Annotated in this window: 10 protein-coding genes and 1 pseudogene; 9 read left to right on the forward strand and 2 right to left on the reverse strand. The window is 70.4% G+C overall.

Annotated elements, in window-relative coordinates; all coding sequences use genetic code 11:
• Positions 1 to 355, reverse strand: a 355-nt coding sequence (locus MVA01S_RS25185) for an EsaB/YukD family protein (protein ID WP_174538991.1), incomplete at its 3' end; no start/stop codon positions are given.
• 94 nt (positions 356 to 449) lie between these two features.
• Here MVA01S_RS25185 and MVA01S_RS25190 point away from each other — a divergent pair.
• The 6 genes from MVA01S_RS25190 (at position 450) to MVA01S_RS25215 (ending at position 8,193) form a co-directional block, all read left to right on the forward strand.
• Positions 450 to 3,935, forward strand: a complete 3,486-nt coding sequence (locus MVA01S_RS25190) for a type VII secretion protein EccC (RefSeq protein WP_003929213.1) — start codon at positions 450 to 452, stop codon at positions 3,933 to 3,935.
• Positions 3,932 to 5,047 carry a type VII secretion-associated protein gene (locus MVA01S_RS25195; RefSeq protein ID WP_003929214.1) on the forward strand — a complete coding sequence of 372 codons (1,116 nt, stop codon included), beginning with the start codon at positions 3,932 to 3,934 and terminating at the stop codon, positions 5,045 to 5,047. Before MVA01S_RS25190 ends, MVA01S_RS25195 begins: the two co-directional genes overlap by 4 nt.
• A gap of 80 nt (positions 5,048 to 5,127) precedes the next feature.
• Positions 5,128 to 5,460: a WXG100 family type VII secretion target gene (locus tag MVA01S_RS25200; protein ID WP_003929215.1), complete on the forward strand. Its 333-nt coding sequence runs from the start codon at positions 5,128 to 5,130 to the stop codon at positions 5,458 to 5,460.
• 9 nt (positions 5,461 to 5,469) lie between these two features.
• Complete coding sequence (locus MVA01S_RS25205) at positions 5,470 to 5,766, forward strand: WXG100 family type VII secretion target (RefSeq protein WP_003929216.1); 297 nt, start codon at positions 5,470 to 5,472, stop codon at positions 5,764 to 5,766.
• A 129-nt stretch (positions 5,767 to 5,895) separates the two neighbouring features.
• Complete coding sequence (locus MVA01S_RS25210; RefSeq protein ID WP_040540537.1) at positions 5,896 to 7,194, forward strand: helix-turn-helix domain-containing protein; 1,299 nt, start codon at positions 5,896 to 5,898, stop codon at positions 7,192 to 7,194.
• A gap of 87 nt (positions 7,195 to 7,281) precedes the next feature.
• Complete coding sequence (locus tag MVA01S_RS25215; RefSeq protein WP_003929218.1) at positions 7,282 to 8,193, forward strand: alpha/beta hydrolase; 912 nt, start codon at positions 7,282 to 7,284, stop codon at positions 8,191 to 8,193.
• Here MVA01S_RS25215 and MVA01S_RS25220 read toward each other — a convergent pair.
• Positions 8,159 to 8,851, reverse strand: a complete 693-nt coding sequence (locus MVA01S_RS25220) for a TetR/AcrR family transcriptional regulator (RefSeq protein ID WP_003929219.1) — start codon at positions 8,849 to 8,851, stop codon at positions 8,159 to 8,161. The two genes, MVA01S_RS25215 and MVA01S_RS25220, sit on opposite strands and share 35 nt — an antisense overlap.
• Here MVA01S_RS25220 and adh point away from each other — a divergent pair.
• The 3 genes and pseudogenes from adh to MVA01S_RS25235 all read left to right on the forward strand — a co-directional run.
• Positions 8,850 to 10,373, forward strand: a complete 1,524-nt coding sequence (gene adh, locus MVA01S_RS25225; protein WP_003929220.1) for an aldehyde dehydrogenase — start codon at positions 8,850 to 8,852, stop codon at positions 10,371 to 10,373. The two genes, MVA01S_RS25220 and adh, sit on opposite strands and share 2 nt — an antisense overlap.
• A gap of 130 nt (positions 10,374 to 10,503) precedes the next feature.
• Positions 10,504 to 11,532: an alcohol dehydrogenase AdhP gene (gene adhP / locus MVA01S_RS25230; RefSeq protein ID WP_003929221.1), complete on the forward strand. Its 1,029-nt coding sequence runs from the start codon at positions 10,504 to 10,506 to the stop codon at positions 11,530 to 11,532.
• A gap of 114 nt (positions 11,533 to 11,646) precedes the next feature.
• Positions 11,647 to 12,076: pseudogene (locus MVA01S_RS25235) on the forward strand (hypothetical protein); the annotation flags it as partial.

The raw sequence follows: 12,076 nt of genomic DNA on the forward strand, positions 1-12,076 counted from the left end.
CCACCGCGGCCGCCGGACCCAGGACCTCCGCCTCCTGCGCGGTGACCCCGTCGGCGACGACCGCGCACGGGTCGGCGGGGCGGCGGCGCGGTGGGGGGACCCTGACATCGGCCAGCACGAGCATCTCGCCGTCGTCGACGGCGTTGTCGCGCAACGACAGTGACGTGTCGACCGGCTCACCGGCCACCCTGGTCAGTTGCCAGCGTCGCGGTCCGTCCGCGGCGCCGGCGGCAGCCTCGACGATCGACGGCAGCAGTTCCCCGAGCGGCCGGTCCGCGGGCACGACGAGGTCCACGGTGGCCGGAGCCCCCGAAACCGGCGCGGTGACGGCGATCCAGCGCAGCGTATCCGGCACCGGTTCAACGTAACTCGGCGACACCGGGTGGCGGCGCACCACTTTCCGGGGCGGTCGAGGGAACCGGCCGGGCCTGTCGTGCGTCTACTCACACATGGACCCCGGCCGGATCGTCGTCGACAGTCCGCCGGAACCGCAGGCCCGGACGCCGGTCAGTCCGCTGGCCCGGCTCATGCCGGTCGCGATGATCGTGGCGATGGCCGGCATGACCGTGTGGTATCTGACGTCGTCGGGATCGTCGCGTAATCCGATGTTCCTGTTCTTCCCGGTCATGATGCTGGTGTCACTGATCGGCACCCTCGCCGCCACCGGCCGCGATCGCGGCGCCGACCTCGACGGCGGTCGCGCCGCCTATCTGCGCCATCTCGCGATGGTCGAGGCCGCGCTGACCACGGCCGCCGACGAGCAGTGCCGGACCCAGCTCGAGCTGCACCCCGAACCTGCTGCGCTGTGGACGCTGTCGGGCAGCGCGCGGATGTGGGCACGGACCGAGGCGGATCCGTACTTCGGTGTGGTCCGGATCGGTCTGGGGGAGCAACCGGCGGCGGTCACGGTGGTCGCGCCCGCGCTTGCGTCGGACGAGGACGCCGATCCCGTCACCACCGGGGCGGTGCGCCGACTGCTGCGCCATCACGCGGTCGTCGGCGACCTGCCTGTCACCCTACGACTGCCCGGCACCGGCCTGGTCACCGTCACCGGCGACCCGTCACAGGTCCGCGACGCCGTGCGGGCGCTGGTGTGCCAGCTCGCCACGCACCATCACCCCGGGTTGGTGACCGTCGGGGCGGCCCGCCCGGACCCGCACTGGGAGTGGCTGAAATGGCTTCCACACCAGACTGATCGGCACCCGGGCCGGTGCCACCTGCTCATCGTCGAGGACGGCGGGCCGCCGGAACCCGTCGATGGTGTCACCGTCGTGGCGTTGCGTTTCGAGCCCGGGGCCGAGGTCGAGGTGCATGCCGACGGCCGTCGGGTCGGGGTCCGGTGCGACCGGCTCGCGCAGGCCGACGCCGTGGCGTGCGCGCGGCGACTGGCACGTCACCGCACGGACGCGGCCGCCCGCCGCGTATCCGCCACCCCGGACTGGCCGGCGCTGACGGGCATCGACGATCCGGAGGCGATCGGTCCGGCGCAGCTGTGGTCCGGGCGGACCGCAGCCGCACTACTGCGGGTGCCGATCGGGGTCGCCGAGGACGGAACCGTCGTCGAACTCGACATCAAGGAGGCCGCCGCCGGCGGCCTCGGGCCACACGGGTTGTGCGTGGGCGCAACAGGTTCGGGAAAATCGGAGTTTCTGCGCACACTGGCGCTGGGAATGATCGCCGCCCATCCACCCGAGGTGCTCAACCTCGTGCTGGTCGATTTCAAGGGTGGTGCGACGTTCCTGGGTCTGGACGGTGTCCGGCACGTGTCGGCGGTGATCACCAACCTCGCCGAGGAGGCGCCACTGGTGTCGCGCATGCGGGAGGCGCTGTCGGGGGAGATCAACCGCAGGCAGCAGATCCTGCGCGCGGCGGGCAACCTCACCGATCTCGCCGGGTACCGGCAGGCGCGCGAGAAGGACCCGGCGCTGGCCCCGTTACCGGCACTGCTGATCATCGTCGACGAGTTCTCCGAACTGCTGACCCGTCATCCCGACTTCGCCGAGCTGTTCGTCGCGATCGGCCGCCTCGGCCGCTCGCTGGGCATGCATCTGCTGCTGGCCAGCCAGCGTCTGGACGAGGGCAGGCTGCGCGGTCTGGAGACCCACCTGTCCTACCGCGTCTGCCTGAAGACGTTCTCGGCCGCCGAGTCCCGCGCCGTGCTCGGCGTCCCCGACGCCCACCACCTGCCCGCGCAACCGGGGGCGGCCTACCTGAACACCGCATCCGGCACCCTGACCCGGTTCCAGACCGCGTTCGTCTCAGGACGATTCCCGGTGCGCGGGCCGCACCGGGAAGACGGCCCGGCGGTGCGCCCCTTCACACTCGCCGGCGACGATGGGCCCGCGCCCCAGAGGTCGCGGCGCCCGCTGCTCGACACCGTGCTGGAGCGGCTGAGCGGTGCCGGCACTGCGGCGCACCGGGTCTGGCTGCCTCCACTGGACCGGTCGCCGCGGCTGGCCGAGGTGCTGTCCGGCACGCCGGCGGGGCTGCTGCGGGTACCGATCGGTGTGGTGGACCGACCGTTCGAGCAGAGACGGGACCCGCTGATCGTGGACCTGTCGGGCGCGGCGGGCAACGTCGCGGTCGTCGGCGCGCCCCGGTCGGGCAAATCGACGGCGCTGAGGACCATCATCGGCGCGCTGGCCGCCACCCACAGTTCCTCGGCCGTGCAGTTCTACTGTGTCGACCTCGGCGGCGGCGACCTGGCCGCGCTGCGCGACCTGCCGCACGTCGGGGCGGTGGCCGGCCGGGGCGACGGGGACCTGTGCCGACGCATCGTCGCGCAACTGGAGTCGGTGCTGCGGTCCCGTGAGAAGGGCGGCCCAGCCGTCGATGACCCGTACGGGGACGTGATGCTGGTGATCGACGGCTGGGCCGCCCTGCGCCAGGACTTCGACGGACTGGAGGGCACGGTCACCACCCTGGCCGCGCAGGGACTCGCCCATGGTGTGCACGTGATGATCGCCGCGTCCCGGTGGGCCGATCTGCGGCCCGCGCTGAAGGATCAGATCGGCACCCGGATCGAGTTGCGGCTCGGCGACCCGACGGACTCCGAGATGGACCGCAGGCGTGCCAAGGAGCTCACCGACCGGCCGCCGGGCCGCGGGATCACCCCCGACGGTCGCGAGATGGTCGTCGCAACACCCGATGTGACCGCGGTGCAGCAGGGCGGCCGCCCCGCGCCGCCGGTCGAACTGCTGCCCCAGCGGGTGGAACGGGCCGCCGTCGCTGCGCTGGGACTGCGCCGTGGCCAGGTGCTGTTGGGCCTCGGCGAACGCGATCTGGCGCCGGTCACCCTGGATTTCGCCGAACACCCGCACCTGCTGGTGCTCGGTGACGGCGAATGCGGCAAGACCGCGCTGCTGCGACTGCTGTGCACCGAGCTCGCCGCGGCCGCCGACGAACCGCACCTGGAGATCGTCGACTTCCGGCGCACCCTGCTCGGTGTCGTGGAGAGCGGCCCGCGGACCGGGTATGCGGTGTCCGGGATGGCGGTCGCGGCGCGGATGGCCGCGCTGACCGAGCGGCTCAACGCCCGGATGCCCGACGAGTTCGTCACCCAGCAGCAGCTCCGGGACCGGTCCTGGTGGAGCGGTCCCGACATCTATGTGGTGGTCGACGACTACGACCTGGTGGCCGGCGCCACCGGAAACCCGCTCACCCCGCTGGCAGACTTCCTGCCGCACGCCAAGGATCTCGGCCTTCGCGTGATCCTGGCCCGGCGCTCCGGCGGTGCCGCGCGCGCCATGTTCGATCCCGTGCCGGCGCGGATGCGCGACATGGGGTGTGTCGGCCTGATGATGAGCGCGGCACCCGACGAGGGGGTGCTGCTGGGCACCGTACGGCCCACCCCGCTGCCCCCGGGGCGGGCCACACTGGTCATGCGTGGACGGCCCGACGAACTGGTGCAGACCGCCTGGGTGGAGCCGCCGTGAGCCCGGTGGTGGTCGAGGTCGGACCGGCCACCGTGTCCGGCCCCGGAAAGGCGGATCCCGAACGGGTTTCGACGGCGCTGGCATGTGTCGACGACCCGCTGGCGCTGGTGGACGACCGGCCCGTCGAGGTGTGTGCCCTGTGGCGCGACGTGCTGGACGCCGCGGCCGGCGGGCACGCCGACATACTGGTGCTCGTGGTGCCGACCTGGTGGCCGGTCGGCCGGGTCGACGTCGTGCGCACCGCGGCCGAGGCCTCGGCACCGGAAGTCGTTGTGCGCCAACGCGGTGATGTACTGACGGCGACCGCTGGCGGCGTGGTGGTCGAGCTGTCGGCCGACTACGTGGTGGTGCTGGGCCCGGGAGAGGTCTACTCCCTGGTGGCGCGCGGCGACCGGGCGTTGGCGAGGCGTCTGCAGTCGGCGACGTCGGTGCTGATCGACACTCCGGCCGGCGTGGCGCCGCTGTCTCCCGCGGTCGCCGCCGAGCTCAGGAAGCTCACGGTCCCCATCGCGTACAGCGACCGGGACCGTCTGCACGACGCCGCCCTGGGCACCCTTGCCTCTCCCGCCCGCCGGGCACGGATGAGCCGACGCGCCGGCGCGGTTCTGGCCGGCGCCGCACTGACGGTCGCCGCGGCAGGCGGCGGGTGGGCGGCCCAGGCCGGTTCGGACCGGACGACGGTGGACGCGTCGAGGCTGCTGGTGGAGGGCCGGGTCGCCGTCTCGGTGCCCGCGTCCTGGGCCGTCGAACGGGTCACGACCGGACCGGGTTCGGCGCGGGTGCGTGTGTCGGCAGCCGGCGGTCTGCCCGCCCTGCATGTCACCCAGGCCGACGGGGAACCGGCAACCCTCGCAGAGGTTGCCGGATCGCTCTGGCGGGCAATCGGTTCCGAGGAGCCCGGAGTGTTCACCGACTTCGATCCCGCCGGTGAGCGCGCCGGCCGGGTGGCCGCGACCTACGTGGAGCGACGGACCGACAGCCAGACGCGGTGGAGCGTGCTGATCGACGGCACGCTGCGGATCGCGATCGGCTGCCAGAGCGCGCCGGACCGGGAATCCACCGCCCGCGCCGTCTGCGACGAGGCGGTGCGGTCGGCCCGCGCCGTGCGGTGAAACCCAAGACGGTGGAACCGAACTCGGTGCCGGTGCGTCCAATCTGTATATCGCTGAGCCAGCCTACGAGAGGACTGCACATGCCGACACCGTCAGGGGCCGCCGGGCCCGCGCTGACCACCGACTTCGACCTCATGGTGTCGGTGGCCGGCAAGACCGACGCGCGCAACGACGAGATCAGGGCGATGCTGCGCTCGTTCATCGCCGCGATGGGCAACGTCCCGCCGTCGGTATGGGGCGGCATCGCCGCGGTGCGGTTCCGCGACGTAGTCGAGCGGTGGAACGCCGAATCGCTCAAGCTGAATGACGCGCTGCAACGCATCGCCGAGACGATCCGGGACAACGAGCGCATCCTTCGCGAGGTGGGCGACGGCCACTCGCAGCGGATCGCCTCCGTCGCGGCGCACCTGTAGGGGCCGGCGATGTCCAACACGCTGTCCTACAACTTCGGGGAGATCGAGTACACCGTGCGTCAGGAGATTCACCGCACCTCCGCCCGTCTCAACACCGCCCTCGACGATCTGCGCGCCCAGATCGCCCCGCTGCAGGCGATCTGGACCCGTGAGTCCGCCGAGGCGTACCGGGTGGAGCAGGCACGGTGGGAACAGTCGGCGGCTGCCCTCAACGAGATCCTCATCAGCCTGGGTAATGCGGTGCGGGAGGGGGCCGACGAGGTCGCCGACACCGATCGCCGGGCCGCCCACGCCTGGGGCTTCTGAGCCCCACGATAAGACTGTGCGGCCCCCGAGAGGAGGGGAGCCGATCGGGGGCCGCACTGTATTCCCGCCGCCGCAGCTGCTGAGTTAGGGTGGCAGCACATGTGATGGCGAACACAAAGGAAGCGCCGGGTGGCAGCAGCTGAGACATCGGTCGGACGGGCATCGGTCGGACGGGCGCCGAAACTACGTGCTGTGCACGAGCTTTTCGTCGCGGGTGAGGTCGACGCGAACTATCTGAAATCCCATGCGGTGCGCCCGGTCGTCGCGCACAGCTGGCAGCGCAGCCTGGCCGGCGGTGTCGATCCGTACCTCGACGGCGCGCGGGATGCCGTCACCACCATCGACAGACTGCGCGAAACCCATCCGCTGGCGCCGGCACTGCCGGTGATCCGGCGCCTGCTCGTCGACGACGCCGCCGACTCCGGGGTGGTCGTGGCGGTCAGCGCCGCCGACGGCACGCTGCTCTGGGTCGAGGGCGACCCGACGGCGTGCCGCAAGGCCGAGGCGATGAATTTCGTCCCCGGCGCCGACTGGAGTGAGCGCAGCGCGGGCACCAACGCACCCGGCACCGCGCTGGCGCTGGATCGCGAGTTGCAGATCCACGGGTCCGAACACTTCTCCCGCATCGTGCAACCGTGGAGCTGCACCGCCGTGCCGGTGCACGACCCGGCCACCGGCGTATTGCTCGGCGCAATCGACCTGACCGGCGGCGACCAGGTCGCGACGGCACAGACGCTGGCTCTTGTGCGCGCCACCGCGGTGGCCGTCGAGAACCACCTGGCCCTGCTGCGGATCGCCGGGGTCGCTGCGGAACCTGCCGCGCGGCGGCCACATCTGGTGGTTCTCGGTGGTGACCGGCCGCGCTGGGTGACCACCGACCGGTACGGCCATCTCCAGGCCACCCCTCTGACGGGCCGGCACGCCGACATCCTGGTGCTGCTCAGCCGTCACCCCGAGGGGCTGTCGGCCGACCACCTGGCAGTGCTGCTCGATGACAAGGACCTCGACGTGGTCACCGTCCGCGCCGAGATGTCGCGGCTGCGCAAGGTGATCGGCGCCGAGAACCTGGCGTCCCGGCCGTACCGGCTGTCCACCCCGGTCACCACCGACGTCGACGAGGTGTTCGCCGCGCTCGATGCCGGCGACGTCGAATCCGCGCTCGCCCGCTACGCCGGCCCGCTGCTGATCCAGTCGGTGTCGCCGGCGATCGCGCGGTTACGCACACAGCTGTCGACCACGCTGCGTGACGCGGTGCTCGCCGAGGGCAGACAGGGCCGCACGGATCTGCTGCGGCGCTGGCTGGACCTGCCCGATGGACGCGACGACCGCGAGGGCTGGCAGGCGCTGCGCGACAGCGCCGGGCTGACCGCGGTGGCCCGGGCCCGGGCCCGCGGACATCTCGCCGGTCTGGACTTCGAGCTCGGCTGAAAACCCGAGCAGCCCGGGGAAACCCCAGCGCAACGGGTATGCAAAAGCGAGTTGCCAACGCCCGTCAAGTGATTCGACGATAGCGCCATGGACATCGACAGCTACTCCGCGTTCGTCCCGAAGACCTACACCGCTATGGCGACCCCACCGGCGCGCACCTGGTGGCAATGGCGCGGCCGCACCGTGCACATCGCGCGCACCCGCGTGGCGTCGGCGGAAGTCCGCGCCATGGTCATTCACGGCGGCGGCGGATACAGCGGCGCCCTCTGGCCCGCCGCCGGGGTTGCGGCCGGCGACGGCGTCGAGGTGCTCGCCCCGGATCTGCCCCTCTACGGCGACACCGTCGAACCCGACCCGGCCGGCGTGCGCTACGACGACTGGGTCGACCTGCTGTGCGACCTCGTCGCCGCCGAACGTGCCGCCGACCCCCGCCCGTTGATCCTGTTCGGCGCCAGCATGGGCGGCATGCTGGCCTACGAGGTGGCCGCCCGCACCGGACAGGTCGCCGCAGTGGTGGCGACGTGTCTTCTCGATCTGGCCGACCCTGCCGCGCGGGCTGCGGCCACCCGGTTCGCGTGGCTGGGCCGGCCCGCACCCGCTCTGCTGCGCGCGATCGAACCTGTCCTCGGACGCGTCCGACTGCCGATCCGCTGGCTGGCCGACATGGCGGCGATGAGCACCGACCCGCAGCTGTCGCGGCTGTGCGCGTCCGACCCCCGCGGTGGCGGGGCCAGCGTCCCGCTCGGTTTCCTGGCGAGCTGGATGAACTATCGCCACACCGCGCCGGAGTCGTTCGATGCCGCACCCGTCACGCTGATGGCTCCCGCAGCCGACACCTGGACCCCGCCGGAGCTGAGTGTCCGTTTCCTACAGCGCATTTCAGGACCCACAGAGCTTGTCACGCTGGAGAACTGCGGCCACTTCCCGATCGAGGAACCCGGGCTCGAGCAACTGCGCGCCGCGTTCACCCGGGTGGTGGAGCGAGCCGCTCGACGGTGAGCATCAGCGCGTCCCTGGCGTCCTCGATGTCGAACCCGTCGCGCATCATCACCCGGTGCAACTGCGCGTCGACGGCGTGAATCAGCGTCCGCGCCGTCATCTCGACATCGTCGCCGCCGCGCCCGCAGCGTTTCAGGTGGAACGCAACCTCGTCGCAGATCCGGTCCTCGAAGCCGTGCATCTCGTCGAGTTGCTTGAGGGTCGGCGCCACCATCCGGTGCAGCAGCGCGTGCAGGCGGGGACTGTCGCCGTGCAGCGCGACCACGGCGGTGAGCACGTCCCGCATCGTGTCGTCGAACGGGGGAGCCGCGAGTCGCAGCCGCGCGAACTCCGCGGTGAGCTCGCGGTCGGCGTCGCGCACGTGACGCTCGGCGAGAGCCCGCAGCAGGGCGAACTTGTCCGGGAAGTACTGGTAGAGCGTGCCGATCGAGAGCCCTGCGCGCTCGGCGATCCGGTTGGTCGTCGCTGCGACGCCCTCACGCGAGAACACCTGGGCAGCCGCCTCCACCAGCGTGTTCACCGTCTCGCGGCTGCGCTGCTGGCGGGGTGTGCGGCGGTTCTCGTCGATGACGGCAGTCTGCCGAACGATGCAACCGTGGTGCAACGGTGACGCGCGTAGCGTGAGTGACGCACACCACACGAGCAGGAGGCTCCCCATGACTGTGTACGCCCGCCCCGGGGCTGACGGCTCCCTCATGTCGTTCAAGTCCCGCTACGACAACTTCATCGGTGGCCAGTGGGTGCCACCGACGGCCGGCCGCTACTTCGAGAACCCGACACCGGTCACCGGGCAGACGTTCTGCGAGGTCGCCCGGTCCGACGAGAGCGACATCGAGAAAGCCCTCGACGCCGCCCACGCGGCCGCACCGGCCTGGGGTAAGACCTCGGCCGCCGAGCGGGCCGTGATCCTGAACAAGATCGCCGATCGGATCGAGGAGAACCTCGAGTCGATCGCGCTGGCCGAGTCCTGGGACAACGGCAAGCCGATCCGTGAGACGCTCAACGCCGACCTCCCGCTGGCTGTGGACCACTTCCGCTATTTCGCGGGATGCATTCGCGCGCAGGAAGGTTCGCTGTCGGAGGTGGACGACGACACCGTCGCCTACCACTTCCACGAGCCGCTCGGCGTGGTCGGCCAGATCATCCCGTGGAACTTTCCGATCCTGATGGCGGTCTGGAAGCTGGCGCCGGCGCTGGCCGCGGGCAACGCGATCGTGCTCAAGCCGGCGGAGCAGACGCCGGCCTCGATCCTGTACCTGTTCGAGATCATCGGGGATCTGCTGCCCGCGGGCGTGGTCAACATCGTCAACGGCTTCGGTGTCGAGGCGGGCAAGCCCCTGGCCTCCAGTAACCGGATCGCCAAAATCGCGTTCACCGGTGAGACCACCACGGGCCGGCTGATCATGCAGTACGCGTCGCAGAACCTGATCCCGGTGACGCTGGAACTCGGCGGCAAGAGCCCGAACATCTTCTTCAACGACGTGCTCGCCGCGAACGACAGCTACCAGGACAAGGCGCTCGAGGGCTTCACGATGTTCGCCCTCAACCAGGGCGAGGTGTGCACCTGCCCGTCCCGGTCGCTGATCCAGGCCGACATCTACGACGACTTCCTGGCGCTGGCGGCCATCCGCACCAAGGCCGTGCGCCAGGGGGATCCGCTGGACACCGAGACGATGATCGGCGCGCAGGCCTCCAACGACCAGCTGGAGAAGATCCTGTCCTACATCGAGATAGGCAAGAGCGAGGGCGCCCAGGTGCTCACCGGCGGTGAGCGCGCCGAGCTCGGCGGCGACCTCAGCGGCGGCTACTACGTCGCGCCGACGATCTTCACCGGCAACAACAAGATGCGGGTGTTCCAGGAGGAGATCTTCGGCCCGGTCGTGACGGTGACGTCGTTCACCGACTACGACGAGGCCATCTCGATCGCCAACGACACCCTCTATGGCCTGGGCGCCGGGGTGTGGAGCCGCGACGGCAACACCGCCTACCGCGCCGGGCGCGACATCAAGGCCGGCCGGGTGTGGACCAACTGCTATCACCAGTACCCGGCACATGCGGCCTTCGGTGGCTACAAGCAGTCCGGCATCGGCCGGGAGAACCACAAGATGATGCTCGATCACTACCAGCAGACCAAGAACCTGCTGGTGAGCTACAGCGACAAGGCCCTCGGCTTCTTCTAGGCCTGCCCGCACGTTGCCCAACGCGAACTCGCACGGATCTCCCTCGATCCGTGCGAGTTCGTCTCCTGTTCACCGGAGGTGGGGACCAAAGGCTCTTCGGTGAACGGCGTTTCGGGCGTCTGATGAAGCCATGACGCAGAACAGGATGCGAGCGGCAGTCGTCACCGAATTCGGCGAGCCGCTGTCGATCGAAGAGCGTGATCTGCCCGAGCCCGGCTTCGGCGAGGCTCTGGTGAAGTTGGTGACCTCAGGGGTGTGTCACACGGATTTGCATGCCGCGCATGGGGATTGGCCGGTCAAACCCACTCCGCCGTTCATCCCCGGGCATGAGGGGTTCGGCACGGTGGTGGCCGTCGGTGCGGGAGTCGACGATCTCCAGGTCGGGGACATGGTGGGTAACGCGTGGCTGTGGTCGGCGTGCGGGCGCTGCGAGTACTGCCGCACCGGCTGGGAGACGCTGTGCGAGAGCCAGCGCAACGGCGGCTACAGCGTCGACGGCAGCTTCGGCAGCTACATGCTCGTCGACGCCGACTACGCCGCACGCATCCCCGACGGCGTGGATCCGGTCGAGGTCGCGCCGATCCTGTGCGCCGGAGTCACCGTCTACAAGGGTCTGAAGGTCACCGAGGCCCGGCCCGGTCAGTGGGTGGCGATCTCGGGGATCGGTGGACTCGGTCACGTCGCCGTCCAGTACGCGAGCGCGATGGGCCTGCGCGTTGTCGCGGTCGACGTCGACGACGCGAAACTCGATCTGGCCACCAGGCTGGGTGCCGAGGTCACGGTAAACGCGCGGACCGCCGATGTGGTGGCCGAGGTGCAGCAGGCTACGGGCGGGGTGCACGGCGTGCTGGTGACCGCGGTCCATCCGGCCGCCTTCGGGCAGGCGATCGGCCTGGCCAGGCGCGGAGGCACCATCGTGTTCGTGGGTCTGCCGCCGGGTGACTTTCCGGCGCCGATCTTCGACATCGTGCTCAAGGGCTTGACGATCCGCGGTTCCATCGTGGGCACCCGTCAGGACATGGTCGAGGCGCTCGATTTCTTTGCGCGCGGACTGATTCATCCCACGGTCCACACCACCCGGCTCGAGGACATCAACGACGTGTTCGACCGGATGGAGCGCGGTCAGATCGACGGCCGGGTGGTCATCGATTACCGCTGATATACCGCTTGTGGGCTTCCGCCTTCGTTAAAATTTGCCCGTTGCACGGTGCGATCTGCCATAGTCCGTAGTTAATTGCTTACGCAAATAACTTCGTCGAAGGGTGCCCCCTCCGTGTCCAGCTTCCGGAAAACCTCCTTGTCCGAGCCAAATCCGTCGAGCTCGACGGTTCGTGCTGCGCTACTGGCCGGTGTCGGCGGGGCGGCGCTCATGAGTGTGGGATTGGCACTTGCCAGTCCCGCGTCCGCAAGCGAAGAAAGTTTGCTGGACGTCTCGCTCGTTTCGGTTGATGCACCATCGGCGCCGGTCGCCGAACAACCGTGGTGGTGGCTGGAAAACGCCGAACGCGACTCGAACACCCGCGCGCTGAGCGCCGCGGCCACCCCGGTCCGGCCGATGATCGGGACCGGTGGGTGGCTGATCGGCCACGGACTGGACGCCGCTGCGGACTGCGCCGGCGCGGCCTGCAACGGCGGCAACGGCGGGCTGCTGTTCGGCAACGGCGGCAGCGGCGCCAACGGCGGGGCCGGCGGCCGTGCGTTCC

The sequence above is a fragment of the Mycolicibacterium vaccae NBRC 14118 = CIP 105934 genome, from assembly GCF_001552715.1.
In the GTDB taxonomy this organism is placed as follows: domain Bacteria; phylum Actinomycetota; class Actinomycetes; order Mycobacteriales; family Mycobacteriaceae; genus Mycobacterium; species Mycobacterium vaccae.